Raw genomic sequence first — 22,560 nt, 5'->3', positions numbered from 1 at the left:
GCCGCCGGAGTGGCCAGAGGGTCCCGCACGTCGGATCGGCCGGTCAGTTCCCGGCCGTCTCCAGGTCCTTCAGCTGGTCGATGCCGGAGCGGTGGCCCAGCGGGACCTCCTTGATCAGGGACACGCAGAGCAGCGCGACGAGGGCCAGCGGGACGGCGGCGAGGAAGATGTCCGCGATGCCGTCCGCGTACGCCTTCTCGACGACCTCGACCAGGATGTGCGGGAGCGACGCCAGGTCGGGCAGGGTTCCGCCGCCGGAGGCTAGCGCCGACGGGTCGATCCCCTGCTTCGCCAGCTGCGGTGCGATCTCGGCGACGCCGTCCTGCAGGCTGGTCTTCACGCTGTGCCCCAGGACCGCGCCGAGCGCCGAGACGCCGAGGGCGCCCCCGAGCGAGCGGAAGAACGTCACGGTGGACGTACCCGAGCCCGAGTCCTTGATGTGCAGCGTGTTCTGCGTGGCCAGCACCATGTTCTGCATGAGCAGGCCGACGCCTGCCCCCAGGACGAACAGGTAGATCGAGACCAGGACGAACGACGTGTGGTAGTCCAGCGTCGACAGGAGCAGCAGGCCACCTGTCAGGAGCACGCCGCCGGTGACCATGTACGGCTTGTACCGGCCCGTCTTGGAGATCAGCTGCCCGCCGATGGTGGAGGACAGGAACAGGCCGACGACCATCGGGATCGTGTAGAGGCCGGACTCGGTGGGCGTCTTGCCGCGCGAGAGCTGCATGTACTGGCTGAGGAACACCGACGAGCCGAACATCGCGACACCCACGGCGACCGACCCGATGACGGCGAGCACCAGTGTGCGGTTCTTGAACAGGTACATCGGGATGAGCGGGTTCTTGACCCGCAGCTCCACGAGCACGGCGATCGCCAGGATCAGGAGCGAGCCGCCGACCATGACAGCCGTCTGCCAGGAGAGCCAGTCGAACTCGGTCCCTGCGAAGGTGATCCACAGCAGCAGGGTCGCGATGCCGACAGAGATCAGCGTGGCGCCGATGAGGTCGATCCGGACGGAGCCGCGGGGTCGCTTCGGAAGCTTGAGCGTCATCTGCAGCACGATGATCGAGGCCACCGCGAACGGCAGGCCGACGAAGAAGTTCCAGCGCCAGCTGATGGCGTCCGTGAGGAAGCCGCCGAGGATCGGGCCGCCGACCATGCCGATACCCATGATCGAGCCCATGAGGCCCATGTACCGCCCGCGCTGACGCGGGCTGATGATGTCGGCGATGAGCACGGCGGACAGGGCCTGCAGACCACCGGCACCGATGCCCTGGAAGGCGCGGAAGGTGATGAGCTGCCCGGTGTCCTGCGCGAACCCGGCGGCGGCCGCCGAGAGCACGGAGATGATCAGGGCGATCTGGATCAGCGTCTTGCGGTTCGCGAGGTCGGCGAGCTTGCCCCAGATAGGGGTGGAGATCGTCGAGGTCAGCAGGGTCGCCGTGACCACCCAGGTGAACGCCGACTGGTTGCCCTCGAGGTCGGTGATGATCTTCGGCAGCGACGACGAGACCACCGACATCGCCAGGACGGAGACGAACATGCCGAGGAGGATCCCGGACAGCGCCCGGAGGACCTCGCTGTGCGTCATGGCGGGTGGTTCGCCCTGGAGGTGGTCGGGCTCGACCACGAGGGACTCGGTGTGGGGGCTGGTCATGCAAACTCCTGCTGGTTCTGGGGTGATCTCCGGTGCGCGGTGTCCGCACTGATGGTGTCGACGAGACGGTCCAGCGTGCGGGTCGCCTCGGCGAGGTCTTCGGGCGACCAGGCGGCGAACGCCCGGTCGATCAGGTTCGTGTACTGCTCGGCTGCCTCGGCCGCCAGGGCGTGTCCGGCATCGGTCAGCTCGACCGTGCGGACCCGCCGGTCCTCGGCGTCGACCGTGCGGACGACGTAGCCGGCGTCGGCCATCGTGCTGACCTGGCGGCTCGCCACGGAGAGGTCGACACGCAGGTGTGTAGCGATGTCGGTCAGTGAGGCCGGGCCGCACCGCGCGAGCAGGTGCAGCACGGCCACACCGGACCGGGGCCAGTCGAGCTCGTGGGCGATCCGTGCCGCCGCTTCCCGTTGGGCGCGCGAAAGGCTCTGGAGCGCGGCGAGCAGGGCGACGGCCGGAGCTTCGGTGCCGGACGGCGTCCGGCTGGTCGGGGAAGTCATCGTGCCTCGCAATTGATTGCTTAGAGCAACTATATAACGATGGTTGCCGAATGCAAGCGTTCTCGGGATGTCGCTGTGCTGTCCGGTATGTGACGTGCACAACACCGGGGCCGGGCGGTCCGCCCGGCGCACGAGAACGGCGCCGCCCCCACCGTGGTGGGGGCGGCGCCGTCGTCGATCGGCTGGACCGGTGCTCGGGTCAGGCCTTGGTGCGGCTCTCCTCGCCCATGTCCTCGAGCTCCACGCCCTTGGTCTCGCGCACCTTGGTGAGCACGAAGAAGAAGCTCAGGGCCGCGAAGCCCGCGTACATCAGGTACGGCACGCTGGCACCGAACGCGGACAGCATCGGCGGGAACGTCATGGTGATGGCGAAGTTGGCGATCCACTGCATGGCGGCCGCGACACCCAGCGCGGCGGCGCGGATGCGGTTGGGGAACATCTCGCCGAGCAGCACCCACACCAGCGGGCCCCACGAGGCGCCGAAGAAGACCACGAACGCGTTGGCGCAGACCAGTGCGACCATGCCCCAGGGCCCGCTGAGCGAGATCTCGCTGCCGGAGCCGGTGGCCTGGGTGAAGGCGACGGCCATCAGGCCCAGCGACACCGTCATGCCGGCCGAGCCGATGAGCAGCAGCGGGCGGCGGCCCACCTTGTCGATGAGGGCGATGGCGATGAACGTGACCACGACGTTCGTGACCGCGGTGATGGTGGAGACCAGGAACGCCTGGCTCTCGTCGAACCCGACGGCCTGCCACAGCGTCGTCGAGTAGTAGAAGATCACGTTGATGCCGACGAACTGCTGGAAGACCGACAGCAGGATGCCCACCCAGACGATCGGCTTGAGACCCAGGGTGCTGCCTCGGAGTGAAGCCTGGGCGGCGTTGGCCTCGTCGATCGCGATGCTGCGGTGGATCTGGACGAGGCGGTCGTCGACGTCCTCGTCGGGGCCGAGCACGCTGGCCAGGACGGCCCGAGCCTCGTCGTCGCGGCCCTTGCCCGCGAGGTAGCGGGGCGACTCCGGGATACGCAGCGCGAGGATGCCGTAGACGGCGGCCGGGACCACGGCGACCAGGAACATCCAGCGCCACGCCTCCCAGCCGAGCCAGAGCACGTTGGCGGCGCCGCCCGCCGACTCGGCGAGGATCTGGTCCGAGAGGAGCGCGGCGAAGATACCGACGGTGATCGCCAGCTGCTGCAGCGAGCCGAGCCGGCCCCGCATGGCGGCGGGCGCGATCTCCGCGATGTACGCGGGCGCGATGACCGAGGCGATACCGATGCCGACGCCGGCCATGAAACGCCAGATGCCGAGGTCCCAGGCGGAGAACGCGACCGCCGACAGGATGGACGAGACGAAGAACAGGATCGCGCCGAGCACCATGACCCGGGTGCGGCCCCAGCGGTCGGCCAGCCGCCCGCCGGCCCACGCGCCGAGCGCACAGCCGAGCAGCGCGACGGCGACCACGAAGCCGGTCACCGAGGGGTGCAGGGAGAACTGGCCCTCGATGGCGTTCACGGCGCCGTTGATCACGGAGCTGTCGAAGCCGAACAAGAAGCCGCCCACCGCTGCGGCGAAGGCGAGGGCCGTTGCTTTGCGGTGGGCTGATCTGGCGCCCGCGGTCGGGGCCGATGGGGTGGTGCTCATGCGATCGATGCTAAGTCTCACCCGGCACGAGTCGCGCGCGGAGCGCCTCGTTGTGAAAAGCGTCTCTGGCCGGCACGTCCTGGGTGCTGGTCCGGATCAGACCAGGAACGGGAAGAGCGCCCACGTCGCGAGCGCGGCCACCAGGGCGGCTGCGGGGATGGTGAGAACCCACGCGACGGCGATGTTCCCGGCCACGCCCCAGCGCACCGCGGAGAGCCTGCGGGTGGCGCCCACGCCCATGATCGCCGAGGTGATCGTGTGGGTGGTGGAGACCGGGGCGTGCAGCGCGAACGCGTTCACGTACAGCACGAGGGCCGAGACCGACTCGGCGACGAAGCCACGTGCCGGGTCGAGCTCGATGATCTTGCGGCCGAGGGTGCGCATGATGCGCCAGCCGCCCGCGTACGTGCCCGCGGAGATGGCGGCCGCCGCCGAGAGCTTGACCCAGAGCGGGATGCCCTCGTCGGCGTTGGCCCAGCCCACGGTCAGCAGCGCCAGGTAGATGACGCCCATGGTCTTCTGCGCGTCCTGGAGGCCGTGGCCCAGCGCCATGGCGGCGGCCGAGGCGGTCTGCGCGATCCGGAAGCGGCGGTTCGTCCTGGCGGGTGACGCGTAGCGAAAGATCCACATGACGCCGACCATCACGGCGAACGCGAGGCCGAAGCCCACGAGCGGCGAGATGATCATCGGCAGGACGACCTTGTCCACGATCGCGGACCAGTAGACGCTCATACCGCCCGCGAGCCCTGCGCCGACCAGCCCGCCGATGAGCGCGTGCGTGGAGGACGACGGCAGGCCGAACCACCAGGTGATGAGGTTCCACACGATCGCGCCGAGCAGGGCGCACAGCACGACCGTCAGCTCGGCGTGCGTGCCGGCAGCCTCGAGGTTGACGATCGACGTCGCGATCGTCTCCGCGACCTCGGTCCCGAGGAGCGCGCCGGTGAAGTTCATCACGGCCGCCATGAGGAGCGCCACCCGCGGGGTGAGCGCCCGGGTCGAGACCGACGTCGCGATCGCGTTGGCGGCGTCGTGGAAGCCGTTGGTGTAGTCGAAGCTCAGGGCGAGCGCCACCACGAGGACGACAAGGGCGACCTCCAACTCAGGACTCCTTGAGAGCGATGGTCTCGACCATGTTCGCGACCTTCTCGAAGCTGTCCGCGGCGTTCTCGAGGACTTCCACGATCTCCTTCAGCTTCATGAGCAGGACGGGGTCGCCGGCCAGGTCGTCGAAGAGCTGGGCGAGGAGCTTGCGGTGCAGCTTGTCCGCCTGGTTCTCGAGCCGGTTCACCTCGACCCAGTAGTCGGCGAGCTTGTCCATCGAGCGCAGGCGGGGCATGGCCTCCGCCGTCAGCTCCGCACAGCGCTGCAGCACCTGGACCTGCTCCGACACGCGGTCGGGCAGAGCGTCGACCTTGTAGAGGACGATGAGGTCGGCGGCCTCGTCCATCTCGTCCATGCAGTCGTCCAGCGCCGAGGCGAGACCAGAGATGTCCTCGCGGTCGAACGGCGTGACGAAGGTCTGGTTGAGGCGGCGCATGATCGAGTGCGTGGCGTCGTCCGCGAGATGCTCCACCTCGTGCATCTCTTCGGCGAGCTTCTCTCGCCCCGCCCGGTCCGCACCGAGCAGCTCCGCCAACAGGGACGAGCCCCGGACGAGGTGCTGGGCGAGCGCGGCGAGCAGGTCGAAGTACTTGGTGTCGCGCGGAGTAAGGCGCACGAGGGCTCCCGTTCTAAGGGCTCTGGAACAGGCTCAGCGTAGAGCTGTTGCCGACTATCGCCAATTTGCAAGGTTGCGCTTTGGTAACCCGTGACAAACGGCACGGGAGCGTGAGCAGAGTTCCGCCGACCACGTTGTCGACCAGAAAAGGGAGTTTGGAGCGACGCCGAACCGGGAGCGCCTCTCGGCGCGGGGCCGCTCGTAGCGGCTTGAGGTGGAGCCCGGGGCTTCCGCAGCCCGGCGTCGCCTGCACCATCCTAATGGCGTGTGCGGATCTGCCAAGGGGGTCGGACGTCACAGTGTCCGTGCGTACCGCCCGCTTGACAGGGTGGCGGCCTACTCGAGCGAGCCGTTCCGCCACAGGCCTCCGGCTCGTTCCAGCTCTTCCGCGGTACGCAGCAGGGAGCTGGCGCTGCGGGTCATCCGGGTGGCGCCGGTGGGATCGGCGACCTCGCGGGAGTCCGCGTCGAACGCGGCTCCGGTCGACAGGATGCGGCAGAACGCGCCGGCCCGTTCGAGGGCGACGCCGAGGTCACCGGTGAAGACGCCCGACAGGACGGCGTCGGCGAGGATCCGCAGGTCACCGGGCTCCGGAGGGCTCGGGACACCCGCCACGGCCTCCTGGACCGGTGCGGCTTCCACACCGAGCCGATACCGGAGCATGACGGTAGCCATGTCCCGGCGTACCCACTCGCGCAGCACGTAGAGCCGCCAGAGCGCGCCGGGAAGGGACACGGCGGCGGCGTCCGCCCACAGGCCCGCCACCGTGTCGAGGCCCTCGTTCTCCACCAGGTGGATGAGCCGTTCCACGACCGCCGGGTCCTCGGTCGTGCGGGCCCGGTCCACGAGGGCTCGTGCCGTGGCGTGCGCCACCTCGTCGCGCAGCGCGGGGTCCACCTCGCCGGGAAGCGCCTCGGCGTCCCGGGGGTCCAGCATGGCCGGCCGTCTGGGCGGTCGTTGGTCGCTGCTCATGGTGTCCGATAGTGCGCTGAAGTCGGGCTTGTGTCCACCACGGTCGTCACCAGACCGGGGGGCAGACCTTCTCGGTCGCCACCACCCGCGGTCCTGAGGTGGTGTCGGCGACGTGCGCCACCAGCGCCTCGCCCGGCTCGAGGAACGGGTCGGTGGAGGGCAGACCCTCCGCGACCGCGCGCGACGCGTGCTGGCCCAGCACGTCCAGCACCGTCGGCAGGACCGGGCGGTGGGTGCAGATCACCGAGGACTCGGTGGTCTCCTCCAGGAGGTCACGCACCGTCGCGGCGACGCGCGACGGCGACCGCTCGTGCTGTGCCTCGGTGAGGTACTCGCTGTAGCTCGGGCGCAGGCCCGCGGCATGCACGTACGGGTCGATCGTGGTCGCGCAGCGCTCCCACCGTGAGCTGATCACGTGCTCGACGCCGTAGGCCGCCAGCACCGGGACCAGGGCGGCCGCCTGTCCGTGCCCGAGCGGGGTGAGCGGGCGGTCCCGCTCCGAGCCGTGCCACCCGGTGCGCGGGACGGCCCGGCCATGTCGTGCGATGACGAGCGTCCGGGTCTCGAGCACGCCCTCGGCCTCGGCGGCCACCAGGGCGTTCAGGGGTCCCCGGTCGGATGTCCTGGTCAGGCGGTGCTCGGCCTCGTCCACGTCGAACCACTCGGTCCGGTCGACCTCGTCGCGGTCGACCGGCGCCACGGGCGCACGTGCCGTGAGCGACGCGCTGTCGTGCCCCTTGCGGGCACGGCGCGCCGCCCAGTAGTGCACGCGCTTCACCGTGCCGTCGGGGGTCAGGTACTGGAGACCCGGCAGGGGCCTGCCCAGCACGATCTCCTTGCCCGTCTCCTCACCGACCTCGCGGATCGCGGCGCCCTGGAAGGACTCCCCGATCTCGAGCTTGCCCTTGGGCCACGACCAGTCGTCGTACCGTGGACGGTGCACCAGCTGGACCTGGAGCGCGCCGCCACGACGGCGCCACACGAGCCCCCCGGCGGTCATGATGACCGGGGTCTGCATACCCGCGGTGGGGGAGGCCGTCGCCGTCGGACCTGTGCCCACCACCGACCGCCGGCCGGTCACCGGACGGGCTCGAGCCGACGGCGCTGCCGCTGGATGAGGACCGCCTGCAGGTCACGGAGGCCGTTGCTCTCCGCGGCCGGGGTCGGACGCTCCCAGCTGCCGTCGGGCATGAGGTGCCATGACGCCGTCGTGTCGGCCATCGACTCGTCCAGCAGGCCGATCAGCTCGCCCACGTGCTGCGGGTCGGAGATCCGGATGAGCGTCTCGACCCGGCGGTCGAGGTTGCGGTGCATCAGGTCGGCCGAGCCGATGAACACCTCGGGGCCGGACTCCGGACCTTCGGCGAGGGCCGGGCCAGCCGAGTTGGCGAACGCGAAGATGCGCGAGTGCTCCAGGAACCGGCCGAGGATCGAGCGGACACGGATGTTCTCGCTCAGACCCGGGACGCCCACGCGGACCGCGCAGATGCCACGCACCACCAGGTCGACCTGCACCCCGGCCTGTGAGGCCCGGTACAGGGCGTCGATCACCGTCTCGTCGACCACCGAGTTGATCTTCATCTTGACCCACGCCTCGTGGCCGGCACGAGCCGCGTTGGCCTCGCGCTCGATGCGCTCGACCAGGCCCGAGCGCACGGCGCGGGGCGCCACGAGGAGCCGGTGGAACGTCGACTTGGGGGCGTACCCGGAGAGCTGGTTGAACAGCCGGGTCAGGTCCTGGCCGACGTCGGAGTTGCAGGTCAGCAGGCCGTGGTCGGTGTACAGGCGTGCCGTCTTGGGGTGGTAGTTGCCCGTGCCGACGTGGCAGTAGCGCAGGAGCGAGCCGTCGGGCTCCTGGCGCACGACGAGCGACAGCTTGCAGTGCGTCTTGAGGCCCACGATCCCGTAGACCACGTGCACGCCCGCCTCCTCGAGCTTGCGTGCCCAGGAGATGTTGGCCTCTTCGTCGAACCGGGCCTTGATCTCGACCAAGGCCAGTACCTGCTTGCCGGCCTCGGCGGCGTCGATCAGCGCGTCCACGATGGGCGAGTCGCCCGACGTCCGGTACAGCGTCTGCTTGATCGCCAGCACGTGCGGGTCCGCCGCGGCCTGCTCGAGGAACGTCTGCACGCTCGTCGAGAAGCTGTCGTACGGATGGTGCAGCAGGATGTCCCGGCGGCGGATCGCGGCGAACACGTCGGTCGGCTTGGAGCTCTCCACCTCCGCGAGGTGGCGGTGCGTGGACGGCACGAACGGCGGGTAGTGCAGCGATGTCAGGTCGAGGTCGGCGATGAGGTTGAGGCCCGTGAGGTCCAGCAGGGCGGGCAGCTCGTAGACCTCCTCGTCCTTGACCCCCAGCTCGCGGACGATCAGGTCGCGGATGCGCGGGCTGATGTCCTTGGCGATCTCCAGGCGCACCGGCGGTCCGAACCGGCGCCGGAGCAGCTCCTTCTCCATGGCCTGGAGCAGGTTCTCGGCGTCGTCCTCCTCGACGTCCACGTCCTCGTTGCGGGTGACGCGGAACGTGTGGTTCTCCCGCACCTCCATACCGGGGAACAGGTAGTCGAGGTGCTGGGCGATGACCTCCTCGAGCGGCACGAACGAGAGCGGACCGCGCTGCGGGTCGGCCTTCTTGGTGCCGGGGCGTCGTGGCTTGCCCGACGCGTCCACGGCGATGAAGCGCGGCAGCAGCGGCGGCACCTTGACGCGCGCGAAGTGCTCCTTGCCCGTCGCCGGGTTCGCGACGACGACCGCGAGGTTGAGCGAGAGTCCCGAGATGTACGGGAACGGGTGGGCAGGGTCGACGGCGAGCGGGGTGAGCACCGGGAAGATCTGCTTGCGGAAGAACTTGTGCAGCCGCTCCTGCTCCTTGGTGTCCAGCTCGCCCCAGTGCACCAGCGTGATGCCCTCACCGGCCAGCGCGGGCTGCACCTCGTCCTCGAAGACGCGCGCGTGCCGCTCCATGAGCGAGTGCGCCTCCTCCGAGATCCGCGAGAGCGCCTGACGCGGGCTGAGCCCCGACGCGCTCGTGACCGCGATTCCGGTCGCGATGCGGCGCTTCAGGCCGGCTACGCGCACCATGAAGAACTCGTCCAGGTTCGACGCGAAGATGGCCAGGAAGCGGACACGCTCCAGCAGCGGTATGCGCGGGTCCTCCGCGAGCTCCAGCACTCGCTTGTTGAACGCGAGCCAGCTCAGCTCGCGGTCCGCGAACCGGTCGACCGGCAGCGGCCCACCGAGCACCGGCTCCAGCAGGCTGGTCCCTTCCGGGCTCTCCGCGATGTGCTCCGCGATGTGTGCGGCCAGGCTCGCGTCCAGGGAGTGCGGGTCCATGATGTCGTCCGCCGAGGCGCCTCCCGGCGCCGGAGCGAGAGTCGGAGCGGGCGTCGGAGTCGGCGTCGGAGTCGGCGCGGCAGCCTGCTTGGTCTTCTCCGCGACCTCGGCCGTCGCCAGTCCGTCGGTCGTCTTCCCCGGCCGGTCCCGGTGCCCGTCCGGCGCTCCGTTCATGCTCTCCGTGCTGACCGTGCGAGGGCTCTGCTTCATGAATCGACCATTCTTGTCCCGGGGCCTGGCGGAGGTGTGCCCAGCGCTGTCCTTCATGTCATTCATGGTGTCACCGTTCGGTACACAGTGGGTGACGCTCTCGGAGAGCGTTCGTCACGGGCGGGCATACTGCACGTGTACGGCGGCAGGGGTGAACCCGGCCCGCTCGTACGTCGCCCGAGCGGGCGTGTTGTCGCCCTCCACGTAGAGCACGGCGCGCGTCGCGCCGGTGCGGGCGAGGTGCGCCAAGCCGACGTCGGTCATCAGGCGGCCCAGGCCCTTGCCCTGGTGGGCCGGGTCCACGCCGACCACGTAGATCTCGCCGTCGCGGGCGCCGTCCGGCTGGCCCGGTTCCGTCTTGGTCCACAGGAAAGCCGCGGGCTCGGTGGCGCCCTCCGGCACGAGCAGGAAGAAACCTTCCGGGTCGAACCACTCCTCCGCCTGCCGCGCCCGAAGGTCGTCGAGGGTCATCCGGCCCTGCTCCGGGTGGGTGGCGAACGCGCGGGCGTTCACAAGGAGCCAGGCGTCGTCGTCGGCTCCCGGGCGGAACGTGCGCAGCCGGTAGCCGGCGGGCGCCGCGGGGAGCTCCGGCGTCGCCGGAGAGGCCGGGGCGGCCGCGGCTGTGGGGCGGGCCAGGAAGAGGAGCTCGCGCACCGGCCGCAGGCCCGCGGCCCGAGCGAACTCGCGAGCCGGCTCGAGGTCGCCGTGCGCCCAGACCCGCAGGTGCTTGCCGTGCTGTCCGGGCTCGCCCGAGCGGGACGGGAGCGTCGCGTCACGCTCGGCGGTCTTGAGGAGCATGCGTCCGTGCCCGTTGCGGCGGTGCTCCGGATGGATCACCAGCTCGGCGCTCGCGGTCTCGCCCGAGCGGTCGACCTGCACGTAGCCGATGGTGCTGCCCGCCGTGGTGTGTGCAACGACGTGCGTGATCCACTCCGCGTCCGTCCCCAGGTGGAGCAGCGGCTGTTCGGAGAGCGGCGCCACGCCGTCGTGCGACTCGGCGGCCGCGGCCAGGTCTCGGACGGCCTGCTGGGCGTCGGCGTCGAGCGGGCCGATCTCGATGGGGGCAGCGATACGCATATGCCCATCTTCTCGCGCCGGTCGGACTGGTCGCACCACGTCCCTCGTGGGTCGAGCCTGTCGAGACCGGGTCTCGACAGGCTCGACCAGCGGAGCGCGGTCAGTCCTCCGACGTCGCCGCCGGAGCCTGCAGACCCGCCGTGATCAGGTCCATCACCGAGGAGTCGGCGAGCGTGGTGGCATCGCCCACCGCCCGGTCCTCGGCGACGTCGCGCAGCAGGCGCCGCATGATCTTGCCGGACCGGGTCTTGGGCAGCTCGGGCACGACGAGGATCTTCTTGGGCTTGGCGATGGGGCCGATCTCCTTGCCCACGTGGTCGCGCAGCGCCTTCTGCACCTCGGCGGCGCCCTCCGGCGTCGACGCCCGGTTCGCGTGCTCGCCGCGCAGGATCACGAACGCGACGACGGCCTGGCCGGTCGTCTCGTCGTTCGCGCCGACGACGGCGGCCTCGGCCACTATCGGGTTCGACACGAGGGCCGACTCGATCTCCGTGGTCGACAGGCGGTGGCCGGACACGTTCATGACGTCGTCCACGCGGCCCAGCAGCCAGATGTCGCCGTCCTCGTCCTTCTTCGCACCGTCGCCGGCGAAGTACAGGTTCTCGAACCGCGACCAGTACGTGTCCTTGTAGCGTTCGAGGTCGCCCCAGATGCCGCGGAGCATGGACGGCCACGGCTCGGAGAGCACGAGGTAGCCGCCACCACCGTCGGGCACGGGCTTCGCCTCGTCGTCGACGACGGTGGCGACGATGCCGGGCAGGGGGACCTGGGCCGAGCCGGGCTTGGCCGCGGTGACGCCCGGGAGGGGGCTGATCATGATCGCGCCGGTCTCGGTCTGCCACCACGTGTCGACGATCGGGGTCCGGTCGCCGCCGATGACGCGGCGGTACCACATCCACGCCTCCGGGTTGATGGGCTCGCCCACCGAACCGAGGACCCGCAGCGAGGAGAGGTCGAACTTGCCCGGGATGTCGTCGCCCCACTTCATGCAGGTGCGGATCGCGGTCGGCGCGGTGTAGAGGATCGAGACCTTGTACTTCTCGATGAGCTCCCACCAGCGGCCGCGGTGCGGGGTGTCGGGTGTGCCCTCGTACAGGACCTGCGTCGCACCGTTCACGAGCGGGCCGTAGACCACGTAGGAGTGGCCGGTGACCCAGCCGACGTCGGCGGTGCACCAGTAGACGTCGGTCTCCGGCTTCAGGTCGAACACGTTCTTGTGCGTGTACGCGGTCTGCGTGAGGTAGCCGCCGGTGGTGTGCAGGATGCCCTTGGGCTTCCCGGTGGTGCCGCTCGTGTACAGGATGAACAGCGGGTGCTCGGCCTCGACGGCGACCGGCTCGTGCTGGTCGGACTCGGCGGCCAGCGCCTCGTGCCACCACACGTCGCGGCCCTCCACCCACTCGACGTCCTGCTCGGTGCGCCGGACGACGAGCACCTTCTGCACCGACGTCGGGGCGGCGCCGTCCTTGGGCGCGAGCGCCTCGTCGACGGCCGGCTTGAGGGCCGAGGGCGCGCCACGGCGGTACCCGCCGTCAGCGGTGATCACCAGGGTGGCCTCGGCGTCGGCGATCCGGCTGCGCAGGGCGTCCGCGGAGAACCCGCCGAAGACCACCGAGTGCGCGGCGCCGACGCGGGCGCAGGCCAGCATGGCCACCACGGACTCCACGAGCATCGGCAGGTAGATGACCACGCGGTCGCCGGTCCGCACACCGAGGGTGGTCAGGGCGTTCGCCGCGCGGGACACCTCCTGCTGCAGGTCGGCGTACGTGACCGTACGCGTGTCGCCGGGCTCGCCCTCGAAGTGGATGGCGACCCGGTCGCCGTGGCCCGCCTCGACGTGGCGGTCCACGGCGTTGTACGCGGCGTTCAGCGTGCCGTCCGCGAACCAGCGCGCGACCGGGGCGCCGCTCCAGTCGAGGGTCTCGGTGAACGGGGTCTTCCAGGTCAGGAGCTCCCTGGCCTGCTCGGCCCAGAACTCGAGGCGGTCCGCCGACGCCTTCTCGTACAGGTCGGCCTTCGCGTTCGCCTGGGCCGCGAACTCCTCGCTCGGCGGGAAGCTGCGGGACTCGTGCAGAAGGTTCTCGAGGCTGGGGCCGGATGCCGGGTCCGACGTCGGGTTGGTGTCTGTCACGGTGTGACCTCCGGTGCGCGTCTTCGCGTTTCGTTTTCGAGCAGATACTTGGCGCTGCCTTGACGTTCTCTCTGCCCGGTGAGTGTAGTCCCGGATGGTGACAGCCCTCACAATCCGTGGTCACTCCCTGAGACACGGCACATCGGCCCAGGGGGCACGGAGTCCTGCCTCGGAATGGCCCGGCCACCGGCCACGTTGCCCCGGCGTGAGCCTTCTCTTCGAACCGATCACCCTCCGTGAGCTGTCCGTTCCCAACCGGGTCTGGCTGTCGCCGATGTGCGAGTACTCCGCGTCGGACGGGATGCCGAACGACTGGCACCTGGTGCACCTGGGTGCCCGGGCCGTCGGCGGGTTCGGGCTGGTGCTGACCGAGGCGACCGCCGTCGTGCCGGAGGGGCGCATCTCGCCCCAGGACACGGGGATCTGGAACGACGAGCAGACGGATGCCTGGAAGCGCATCGTCGACTTCGTGCACGAGCGCGGGGCGCGCATCGGTATCCAGCTCGCGCACGCGGGGCGCAAGGCGTCGACCTTCCGCCCGTGGTCCACGGCGCAGGGCACCGTCCCGGTGGCCGACGGCGGGTGGCCGACCCTCGGCCCGTCGCCCGTGGCCTTCCCCGGCTACGACACCCCGGCAGAGATGACCGCCGCGCATGTCGCCGACGTTCCCGAGCAGTTCGCCGCGGCGGCGCGCCGCGCACGGGAGGCCGGGTTCGACACCGTCGAGGTCCACGCGGCGCACGGGTACCTGCTCCATCAGTTCCTTTCGCCGCTGGCGAACTCCCGCACGGACGAGTACGGCGGGTCCGCGGACGGCCGCTCGCGCCTCGTCGAGGAGACGGTCGCGGCGGTGCGGTCGGCGTGGCCCGACGAGCTGCCGGTGCTGGTGCGGCTGTCCGGGACCGACTGGCGCGACGACGGTCTCGGGGTCGACGACGTCGCGGCGGTCGCCGGACGCCTGAGCGCGCTCGGCGCGGACCTGATCGATGTGTCCACGGGTGGCGTGGCGCCGGCGTCCATCGCCGTCGGGCCGGGCTACCAGGTGCCGTACGCGCGCCGGGTACGGGAGGTCTCCGGGCTGCCGGTGAGCGCCGTGGGGCTGATCAGCGAGCCGGCCCAGGCCGAGCAGATCCTCGTGGAGGGTTCTGCGGACGCCGTCATGCTCGGCCGTGAGGCGCTGCGGGACCCCTACTGGCCGCTGCGAGCGGCGCACATCCTGCGCGAGAAGATCGGGACCCTGCCCGTGGACTCCGGGGTGGGAATGCAGCCGCAGTATGCGCGTGCGCAGTGGCGGTGACCTGGCGGAGGGCCGAGCGGTGAGCGCGATTCCTGTGCCTGCGGCGTTTCAACGCCGGGAGGAATGGCGAGCGCGGTGATTCTTTTCCAGCCGGTACGCATTCCGCGAAACGATTCGCCGTGCGGCCGGGCTCCTCACATTTTCCGTTCGCGATCCGGAAGTGCAAGGGCCCGGCCACTGCGGTGGCGAGATCTCGGTCTTCGAGCACGGCGCCCGGGAGCATCCTCAAGCCGGGTGCCGCTCTCACCAGCTGGACGGGGTGACCATGCGCCTCGCTTGCCGACCGATCGGGTCAACACCCTTTCGGTCCCCAGAGCACGGTCCCTTCCGCCCTGAATGCTTGCTGTGAACACAATCACACTGCCTTCTGCTAACAAAAGCAACCGGAGCGGACTCATCTTCACAATTGCCAATTCCTGTCATGTCAGCAATTGGCTGCGAAAATCTTCGGCCTTGCCTTGGCTTGACCTGATGTGGTGGATCGATCGACCTTGAGCGAATGTCGTGCGCGTTCAGCCGCGCCGGGCCCGGCGTCGGGCAGCCCGCCAGATCAGCCAGACGGCGACCCCCACCGCCGCCACGCCGACCACGGCGATGACCGGGACGGGTTCGATGCGCGGGCGCAGCGCGATCGGACGAGTGAACGCGAGGACACCCCAGCCGGACTCGGCGGCGCGCCGCTTCAGGACCCGGTCCGGGTTGACCACGTAGGCGTGGCCGACGGCGGCCAGCATCGGGGCGTCGGTGATGGAGTCGGAGTAGGCGAAGCTCTCGGCGAGGTCGTACTCCTCGCGCGCGGCGAGCCGGCGCACACCCACCGCCTTGTTGTCGCCGTAGTTGTAGAAGTCGATCTCGCCGGTGAAGCGGCCGTCCGCGACGCTCATCTGCGTGGACAGCACGTGATCCGCGCCGAGCGCGGCGGCGATGGGCTCGACCAGCACGGCCGCAGACGCCGACACCACGACCACGTCCCGTCCCGCCGCGTGGTGGTCGGCGATGAGCTGCACCGCTTCCGCGTAGACGTACGGGTCGATGAGCTCGTGCACCGTCTCGGTGACGATCTGCCGGACCTTCGCCACGTCCCAGCCGGTCACGAGCGACGACAGGTGCGCGCGCATCCGCTCGGTCTGGTCGGCGTCGGCGTTGCCGATCATGAAGACGAAGTGGGCGTAGGCGCTGCGCAGCACGTCGGCGTGCGAGAGCAGCCCGCCCGCGAGAAACGGCTTGGAGAAAGCCGCCGACGAGCTCGTGGCGATGATCGTCTTGTCGAGATCGAAGAACGCGGCGGTACGCGGGGCGCGCGACATCGGTCGAGGGGCGATCTGGGGAACCTGCTCGGTCACGCGACGAGCCTAGCGGGGCGGCCCGTCCGCGCGGGCCAACGGTGTGGTGTGCCGCCGTCCGGATGAAACTCCTCCGTTCGATCCGCAGACCCTGGTCACGGTGGCACGGGGGAGCTAGCCCGACCACAACCACGACTTTCCCCAGCCTGTGCACAACCGGACGGGCCCGGGCACCTCCGCACCGTGACGAACGCCCAACCTGAATCCGGGAGCCCGGGCAGCCAGCCGGGGCGAGGACCGGGTCGCGGGCCCGGACGGAGGCCCGGGACAGCCCGGGCGAGGAGGCGGCGATGGTCAGCACAGCGGGCGGCACGGTGCCGGAGCCGGGGCGGGTGATCGGCGTGGTCGGGGCGTGCGGGGGAGCAGGCGCGTCGGTGGTCGCGGCATGTGTGGCGCACGGCCTGCGCCGGGGCGGCGAGCGCGCCACGCTCGTCGATCTCGACGCCCACGCACCGGGCACCGACCTGCTCCTCGGGGCCGACGGCGGGCGCGGGGCGCGCTGGCCGGACCTGGTCGAGGCGCGTGGCGAGGTCGACGGCGCCGGAGTGGTGGCGGCACTACCGCGGTGGGGCACGGTGCCGGTGCTGAGCGGCACGGCGTCCGGAGCGCCGTCGGACGACGACGTGGTGCTCGACGTCTGCCGCGGACTGGTGCGGTCAGGCGAGACCCTGGTGCTCGACCTGCCACGGCCGGGTGCGTGGGGGACCGCCACCCGCCGGGGCGCGGGCGCAGCGGCTGAGGCACCGGGCAGCGACGGGCTGGCGGTGCGCACGCTGCTCGCGGGGTGCGACACGGTACTGCTCGTGGTGCCGCTGACCCTGCCGGCGACCGTGGGTGCCCGACGTGTGCGCGACGCCCTGCGCGGCGCCGGTGTGCCCGACGTGCGCGTAGTGGTGCGTGGCCCGGCTCCCGGCGCTGTCGATGAGGACGACGTCTCCGCCGCCCTCGAGTTGCCGGTCGTCGCCGTGCTGGGCCGTGACGCGGGACTCGCCCGGGCCGTCGAACGGGGCGAAGGGCCGGCGATGTCGCGTCGGGCCCCGCTCGGCCGGTTCGCTGCCGACGTGGCGGCCGCCCTGTGAACGCGCCCGTCGGCGAGATATCCCTGCTCGACGACGTCCGTGCGCGCCTCGCGACAGGCGGCACCGGCGCGGGCGCCGCCGTCCGCGAGGCGGTGCGGGACTCCGGGCGGGTGCTCGGATCGGACGCGCTCCGGGACCTGGAGCGCGCCGCCCGCGCGGAGCTCACGGGTGCCGGACCGCTGCAGTCGCTCCTCGACGCCCCCGACGTCACCGACGTGCTGGTCAACGGGCCCGACGACGTCTGGGTCGACCGCGGCGGCGGGCTCGAGCGGGTGCCGGTGCGTCTCGGGTCGGCCGCCGGGGTGCGAGCGCTGGCCGTCCGGCTCGCCGCGCTCGGCGGCCAGCGGCTCGACGACGCGTGCCCGACCGTGGACGCCCGTCTGCCCGACGGCACCCGCCTGCACGCGGTGCTGGAACCACTGGCCGAGACCGGCGCGGTGATCTCCCTGCGGGTGCTCCGCACCCGAGCGTTCACGCTCGACGAGCTGGTGGCGGGCGGCGCCCTGCCGAGCCAGTGGGCCGGCCTGCTGCGCTCCCTGGTGCTGCGGCGAGCGAACGTGCTCATCAGCGGCGGCACCGGCACAGGAAAGACGACCTTGCTCGCGGCGCTGCTCTCCCTGGTGCCCGACGACGAGCGGGTGGTGACCGTCGAAGAGGCCCGTGAGCTGCAGCCCGCGCACCCGCACGTGGTGCACCTCGCCGCCCGTCGGGCGAACGTCGAGGGTGCGGGCTCGGTGGACCTCGCCGACCTCGTGCGCAACGCGCTGCGCATGCGACCCGACCGGATAGTGCTCGGCGAGTGTCGCGGCGCTGAGGTGCGCGAGGTCCTCATGGCCATGAACACCGGGCACGACGGCGGGTTCGCGACCCTGCACGCCAACGCCGTAACCGTGGTCCCGGCCCGGCTGGAGGCGCTCGCAGGGCTGGCGGGCATGACTCGCGAGGCGGTGGCGGCACAGGCCGCCGGCGCCCTGGACGTGGTGCTGCACCTCCGGCGGTCGTGCGGCGTCCGGTACCTGGCGGAGATCGGGCTCGTGGGACGCGAGCCGGGCGGGGAGCTGGAGGTGCGGTCGGCCGGGCGGTGGGACGGCAGCGGTGGCTGTGCGGTCGAGCCGAACGCATGGGCCGAGCTGACAGGCCGGTACGGGCCGTGGTGAGGATCGCGGAGTCGTTGGGCGTCGGTCTGCTCGTCGCGATCGGTGCCTGGCTGGTGCTGGCACGCGGGGGCCGTCGGCTCCGGGAGGTGCTCGGTCCTCCGGCGCCGGCGCCCGCCCCGGAGCCGGGTGCCATGACCGGTGCTCTCACCGGTGTCGTACCGGTGATCGACGTGACGTCCGCCGCGCACCAGGGCCGCTCGACCCGTGCGGGCCGCGGACCCCGTGCGGGACGGGGCCCCGGCGCTGATGTCCGGGTGGTCGTGATGCAGGTGGTCGCGCTGCTCAGGGCCGGGTCGTCTCCAGGGGTGTCGTGGTCGCGTGCGGCCGACGTGGGCGTGGACCTCGCGGGTGTGCCCGACGTCGACGAGCTCTCCCGGCTGCTCGGCGTACGGCATGCGGAGGCGGTGGTCGCGGCGACCCGGCTCGCGCTCGACGTCGGGGCGCCGCTCGGGCGGGTGCTGGAACAGGTCGCCGGAACGCTCGTCGCGGAGGCCGAGGCGAGAGCCGAGCGGGACGCGGCGCTCGCCGGTCCCCGGACGACAGGGCGGCTGCTCATGTGGCTGCCGATCGTCGGCGGGTTCCTCGGGTGGGCGCTCGGTGCCGACCCGGTCGGCACGGCCACCGACGGCGGCATCGGCAGCCTGGCGGTGGGTGCAGGGCTCGTGCTGCTCGTGGCCGGCCGGGTCTGGTCGGACCGGCTGGTGGCCGCTGCCCGTGGCGCTGATCAACCCGGCGTGGACGTCCAGGTCGTGGTGGAGCTCGTGGCCGCAGCTCTGCGCTCCGGGGCCGGGGTGCCACGAGCGCTGGAGGCCACCGGCGTGGCGGTCGGGGGAACCGATGGGGTGGAGCTCACCAGAGCCGCGCACGCTCTCGTGCTCGGGGCGGACTGGGAGCGCGTCTGGACCGGCGTTCCCGCAGAGCTCGATCCGATGGTCCGGGCGCTGCGCGGTGCCTGGCTGGACGGTGCCGCGCCGGGCGAGGCGCTCCGGGCCGCCGGCGAGGAGGTGCGGCACGAGCGCAGGGCCACCGCACGGACCGCGGCCGCCCGGCTCGGAGTGCGGCTCGTGCTCCCGCTGGGCACCTGCTACCTGCCTGCGTTCGTGCTGGTGGGCCTGGTTCCGGTGCTGCTGGCGCTGGGGATCGACCTGCTCGCCGGCTGAGCCGACATCGGGCAGGAACCAGAGCTTCGGCGCGCTCACGTGCGCCGATGCCGTCCGCCGCACGGCGGGCGGGGCCCGCGGCAGCGGGCCGTGGAGAAGGTCCGCTTGCGGACCGTGGTGCCCGGAGACGGGCGGACAAGGAGAAGACATGACGGCGAAGACAGCGGTGGCCTGCCCCGAACCGGAGGACCAGGCGGAGACGGCGGTCGACGAGCGTGAGTCGGAGAAAGGGCTGGCCACTGCCGAGTACGCGATCGCCACGATCGCCGCAGCCGGGTTCGCGGGAGCCCTGATGGTCATCCTCAAGGGCGGTGACGTGAAGGCGATGCTCACGTCCCTGGTCCAGTCGGCGCTCACGATCGGCTGACCCATGACGGAGCGTGGGTCGGAGCGGGGCACGGTCACGGCGGAACTGGCCATCGGGCTTCCCGTCGTGGTCCTCGTCCTCGTCGCCGTGCTCACCCTCGCGGCCGCGTCCACGGCGCAGATGCGCGCCATGGACGCGGCCCGCGCGGGGGCGCGTGCGGTGGCCATCGGGGAAGAAGGGCCTGCGGTGAGTGCGGTGGTGGACCGGGTCGGCGGCCCCGAGGCCGAACTGGTGCTCGCGCACGAGGGCGAGTGGGTACGGGTGACCGTGACGCGGCCGGTGGCAGGCGGCTGGTTGTCCGGGACGTTGCGGGCCACCGGCACGGCGACGGCATGGGCGGAGCCGTGAGGTCGGGGCGCCGGGACCCCGAGCGTGGAGCCGGGACGGTCCTGGTGCTCGGGATCGTCGCCGCGATCCTGCTGCTGGCCGTCGGGATCGCGGCGCTCGGCGCCGCCCAGAACGCGCGTGGCGCGGCGCAGGCGGCGGCGGATCTCGGAGCGCTCGCCGGTGCCACCGCGCTGCGGGACGGTTTCGATCCGTGCGGTACGGCAGGGGCCGCCGTGTCACGCAACGGAGCGGAGCTCGCTTCCTGCGCGGTGCTCGGTGGCGGTGTCGTGCGAGTGGTGGCGACACGGGTGGCGACCGACCCGGGTGGTGTCCTCGGCGAGGCGCGGGCGAGTGCGCAGGCCGGGCCACGAGCCGGCGTACCGGGTCTCGGCGCCGAAATGTAGTGACATGCGTTCAGTACGACCCGTAGTATTCCTGCTATGAAAAGTACGGAGGATGCGATGAGCGCGCGGGATGCGCCTCCGCCGTCGGGCGACGTGGCGCTCGATGTGCGCGACCTACGAATGCGGTACGGGACGAAAGATGTCCTCACGGGGGTCTCGTTCGAGGCCCGCCGGGGCGAGGTTCTGGCCCTGCTCGGCCCGAACGGTGCGGGCAAGACCACCACGATCGAGATCCTCGAGGGGTTCCGCATGCGGTCCGCCGGCGAGGTCCTGGTACTCGGCCAGGACCCCGCGCACGCCGACGAGGCATGGCGCGCACGGCTCGGTGTGGTGCTCCAGTCGTGGCGCGACCACGGCAGATGGCAGGTGCGAGAGCTGCTCGGGTACCTCGCACGGTTCTACGTCCCGTACTCGACCCCTGAGGTCACGCGACCCTGGGACGTCGACGAGCTGATCAGGATGGTGGGTCTCGCGGAGCATGCGAACGCGAAGGTGCAAAACCTCTCGGGTGGTCAGCGACGTCGCCTGGACGTGGCGATCGGCATCGTGGGGCGGCCGGAGCTCGTCTTCCTCGACGAGCCGACGGCGGGCTTCGACCCGCACGCGCGCCGGGAGTTCCACGACCTGGTGCACCGCCTGGCGGACTTCGAGAACACGACGATCCTGCTCACCACGCACGACCTCGACGAGGCCGAGAAGCTGGCCGACCGGATCATCGTGCTCGACGGGGGCACGATCGTCGCCAACGGTTCCGCGGATCAGCTCGCGCGCGAGCTGACCACCCAGGCGGAGGTGCGCTGGACGTCCGGCGGGCGCCGGCACGTCCACGCCGTGACCGAGGGTGACCCCACAGGCTTTGTCCGAGGCCTGCTCGCGCAGGACCAGGAGGTCACCGAGCTCGAGGTCAAGCGAGCCAGCCTCGAGGACACCTACATGTCGCTCGTCCACCGGGCCGAGACCAGCGGTGCCGAGACCAGCGGTGCCGAGACCAGCGGTGCCGACAAGAACACCGCCGCTGCCGGCGGTTCCGGCCAGGCCCTGTCCGAGCGGACCGAGGAGGTGCAGTCATGACCACGACCACGACCACGCGAACCGACGCACGGTGGGCGGCAGTGCGTGCCGGGCTGTCCCGGGGCTGGCTCGAGACCAAGTACTCGATCCGGGAACCGGGCGATCTTGTCTGGACCCTGGCGTTCCCGGTCATCTACCTGGTGGTCCTCCTGTTCATGCGGGGCAGCACGGTGCCCGGGATGGACTTCGCGCTGGGCGCCATGGTGCTGCCGAGCCTCGTCGGCATGTCGATCGGCTTCGGCGGGTTGACCGGCCCGGCCAGCACGATCGCCGTCGACCGGGAGGACGGCACGCTGCTGCGGGCGAAGGCGACACCCAACGGGATGATCGGCTACCTCGTCGGCAAGATCCTGATGTTCGCGCTGACCACCGCGGTCAGCCTGGTGGCGCTCGTCATCCCGGCGTTCGCGGTGGCCGGAGACCTGCGGCTCGACGCCCGCACCTTCGTCCTGCTCGTCCTGATCTTCCTCGTCGGGATGCTCGCCACGGTGCCGATCAGCGTCGCGCTCGGCTCACTGCTCAAGCGGGCCTCGCAGACCGGTCTGCTGTTCCTCGGCTCGATGCTGCTCATCGTGCCGTCGGGCATCTTCTACCCGATCACGGCGCTGCCCGAGTGGGTGCAGTGGGTGGGACAGGCGTTCCCGTACTACTGGCTCGGGCTGGGTGCCCGGTCGGCGATGCTCCCGGAGTCCATGGCGGCGGCGGAGATCGGCGAGTCATGGCGCACGGCCGAGATGTTCGCGGTGCTCGGCGTCTGGGCGGTGCTGGGTGTGGTGCTCGCGCCGATCGTGCTCCGCAGGATGGCCCGCCGCGAGTCGGGCTCCACGGTGGCGGCGGCAAGGGAGCGCTACATGAGCCAGGGGTACTGAGTTGGTGGCAGAGCAGTCCGACGTCGTCCACAACCGCATAGCGATGCTGCGCGCCGAACGCGGCGTGTCGCGGCGGGAGCTCGCCGAGGCGCTCGGCGTGCACTACCAGACCATCGGGTACCTCGAGCGGGGCGAGTACAGCCCGTCGCTGCACCTCGCCCTGCGGATCGCGGAGTACTTCGGGGTGGCTGTCGAGGTGGTCTTCTCGACGACGCCGTTCAAACGCCTCGGCGAGTAGCCC

At 71.3% G+C, this 22,560-nt stretch carries 21 protein-coding genes; 10 read left to right on the top strand and 11 right to left on the bottom strand.

Annotation, left to right across the window (positions count from 1 at the left end):
* Positions 1–43: 43 nt before the first annotated feature.
* The 10 genes from LUU90_RS04155 to acs form a co-directional block, all read right to left on the bottom strand.
* The gene (locus LUU90_RS04155; RefSeq protein ID WP_275002023.1) at positions 44–1,660 is read right to left on the bottom strand and encodes an MDR family MFS transporter; all 1,617 of its coding nucleotides are present in this window, start codon (positions 1,658–1,660) and stop codon (positions 44–46) included.
* Positions 1,657–2,160 (bottom strand): MarR family winged helix-turn-helix transcriptional regulator, encoded by a 504-nt coding sequence (locus LUU90_RS04150; protein ID WP_275002021.1) that lies wholly within the window; start codon positions 2,158–2,160, stop codon positions 1,657–1,659. The genes LUU90_RS04155 and LUU90_RS04150 overlap by 4 nt, the downstream gene beginning before the upstream one ends.
* Before the next feature lie 199 nt (positions 2,161–2,359).
* Complete coding sequence (locus LUU90_RS04145) at positions 2,360–3,802, bottom strand: sugar porter family MFS transporter (RefSeq protein ID WP_275002020.1); 1,443 nt, start codon at positions 3,800–3,802, stop codon at positions 2,360–2,362.
* A 96-nt stretch (positions 3,803–3,898) separates the two neighbouring features.
* A complete protein-coding gene (locus LUU90_RS04140) occupies positions 3,899–4,903 on the bottom strand; it encodes an inorganic phosphate transporter (protein ID WP_275002018.1) in 1,005 nt (334 codons plus the stop codon).
* A 1-nt stretch (position 4,904) separates the two neighbouring features.
* Complete coding sequence (locus tag LUU90_RS04135) at positions 4,905–5,522, bottom strand: DUF47 domain-containing protein (protein ID WP_275002017.1); 618 nt, start codon at positions 5,520–5,522, stop codon at positions 4,905–4,907.
* A gap of 336 nt (positions 5,523–5,858) precedes the next feature.
* Positions 5,859–6,458 (bottom strand): hypothetical protein, encoded by a 600-nt coding sequence (locus LUU90_RS04130; RefSeq protein ID WP_275002295.1) that lies wholly within the window; start codon positions 6,456–6,458, stop codon positions 5,859–5,861.
* Between the two features lie 82 nt (positions 6,459–6,540).
* Positions 6,541–7,494: an NUDIX hydrolase gene (locus LUU90_RS04125; RefSeq protein WP_275002016.1), complete on the bottom strand. Its 954-nt coding sequence runs from the start codon at positions 7,492–7,494 to the stop codon at positions 6,541–6,543.
* 77 nt (positions 7,495–7,571) lie between these two features.
* Complete coding sequence (locus LUU90_RS04120; protein WP_275002294.1) at positions 7,572–9,827, bottom strand: RNA degradosome polyphosphate kinase; 2,256 nt, start codon at positions 9,825–9,827, stop codon at positions 7,572–7,574.
* 324 nt (positions 9,828–10,151) lie between these two features.
* Complete coding sequence (gene mshD / locus LUU90_RS04115; RefSeq protein WP_275002015.1) at positions 10,152–11,114, bottom strand: mycothiol synthase; 963 nt, start codon at positions 11,112–11,114, stop codon at positions 10,152–10,154.
* Positions 11,115–11,214: 100 nt separating this feature from the next.
* The gene (gene acs, locus LUU90_RS04110) at positions 11,215–13,245 is read right to left on the bottom strand and encodes an acetate--CoA ligase (protein ID WP_275002014.1); all 2,031 of its coding nucleotides are present in this window, start codon (positions 13,243–13,245) and stop codon (positions 11,215–11,217) included.
* A 205-nt stretch (positions 13,246–13,450) separates the two neighbouring features.
* Here acs and LUU90_RS04105 point away from each other — a divergent pair, with 205 nt between their 5' ends.
* Positions 13,451–14,542 (top strand): NADH:flavin oxidoreductase/NADH oxidase, encoded by a 1,092-nt coding sequence (locus LUU90_RS04105; protein WP_275002013.1) that lies wholly within the window; start codon positions 13,451–13,453, stop codon positions 14,540–14,542.
* A gap of 512 nt (positions 14,543–15,054) precedes the next feature.
* Here the strand turns inward: LUU90_RS04105 and LUU90_RS04100 are convergent.
* Positions 15,055–15,885, bottom strand: a complete 831-nt coding sequence (locus tag LUU90_RS04100) for an HAD family hydrolase (RefSeq protein ID WP_425596180.1) — start codon at positions 15,883–15,885, stop codon at positions 15,055–15,057.
* A gap of 290 nt (positions 15,886–16,175) precedes the next feature.
* Here LUU90_RS04100 and LUU90_RS04095 point away from each other — a divergent pair, with 290 nt between their 5' ends.
* The 9 genes from LUU90_RS04095 (at position 16,176) to LUU90_RS04055 (ending at position 22,557) form a co-directional block, all read left to right on the top strand.
* The gene (locus LUU90_RS04095) at positions 16,176–16,964 is read left to right on the top strand and encodes a pilus assembly protein FlpE (RefSeq protein ID WP_275002012.1); all 789 of its coding nucleotides are present in this window, start codon (positions 16,176–16,178) and stop codon (positions 16,962–16,964) included.
* Positions 16,961–18,121 carry a TadA family conjugal transfer-associated ATPase gene (locus LUU90_RS04090; protein WP_275002011.1) on the top strand — a complete coding sequence of 387 codons (1,161 nt, stop codon included), beginning with the start codon at positions 16,961–16,963 and terminating at the stop codon, positions 18,119–18,121. Before LUU90_RS04095 ends, LUU90_RS04090 begins: the two co-directional genes overlap by 4 nt.
* The gene (locus LUU90_RS04085; RefSeq protein ID WP_275002009.1) at positions 18,118–19,281 is read left to right on the top strand and encodes a type II secretion system F family protein; all 1,164 of its coding nucleotides are present in this window, start codon (positions 18,118–18,120) and stop codon (positions 19,279–19,281) included. The genes LUU90_RS04090 and LUU90_RS04085 overlap by 4 nt, the downstream gene beginning before the upstream one ends.
* Before the next feature lie 148 nt (positions 19,282–19,429).
* Positions 19,430–19,648: a DUF4244 domain-containing protein gene (locus LUU90_RS04080; protein ID WP_275002008.1), complete on the top strand. Its 219-nt coding sequence runs from the start codon at positions 19,430–19,432 to the stop codon at positions 19,646–19,648.
* Positions 19,649–19,651: 3 nt separating this feature from the next.
* Complete coding sequence (locus tag LUU90_RS04075) at positions 19,652–19,996, top strand: TadE family type IV pilus minor pilin (RefSeq protein ID WP_275002006.1); 345 nt, start codon at positions 19,652–19,654, stop codon at positions 19,994–19,996.
* Complete coding sequence (locus LUU90_RS04070) at positions 19,981–20,379, top strand: Rv3654c family TadE-like protein (RefSeq protein WP_275002005.1); 399 nt, start codon at positions 19,981–19,983, stop codon at positions 20,377–20,379. Before LUU90_RS04075 ends, LUU90_RS04070 begins: the two co-directional genes overlap by 16 nt.
* Positions 20,380–20,436: 57 nt before the next feature.
* Positions 20,437–21,450 carry an ABC transporter ATP-binding protein gene (locus LUU90_RS04065; RefSeq protein ID WP_275002004.1) on the top strand — a complete coding sequence of 338 codons (1,014 nt, stop codon included), beginning with the start codon at positions 20,437–20,439 and terminating at the stop codon, positions 21,448–21,450.
* Positions 21,447–22,319, top strand: a complete 873-nt coding sequence (locus LUU90_RS04060) for an ABC transporter permease (protein WP_275002003.1) — start codon at positions 21,447–21,449, stop codon at positions 22,317–22,319. Before LUU90_RS04065 ends, LUU90_RS04060 begins: the two co-directional genes overlap by 4 nt.
* Positions 22,320–22,323: 4 nt before the next feature.
* The gene (locus tag LUU90_RS04055) at positions 22,324–22,557 is read left to right on the top strand and encodes a helix-turn-helix transcriptional regulator (RefSeq protein ID WP_342469422.1); all 234 of its coding nucleotides are present in this window, start codon (positions 22,324–22,326) and stop codon (positions 22,555–22,557) included.
* Positions 22,558–22,560: the final 3 nt, after the last annotated feature.

The sequence above is a fragment of the Promicromonospora iranensis genome (assembly GCF_028994775.1).
GTDB lineage: Bacteria > Actinomycetota > Actinomycetes > Actinomycetales > Cellulomonadaceae > Promicromonospora > Promicromonospora iranensis_A.
This window is presented reverse-complemented; position numbering and strand designations above follow the sequence as displayed.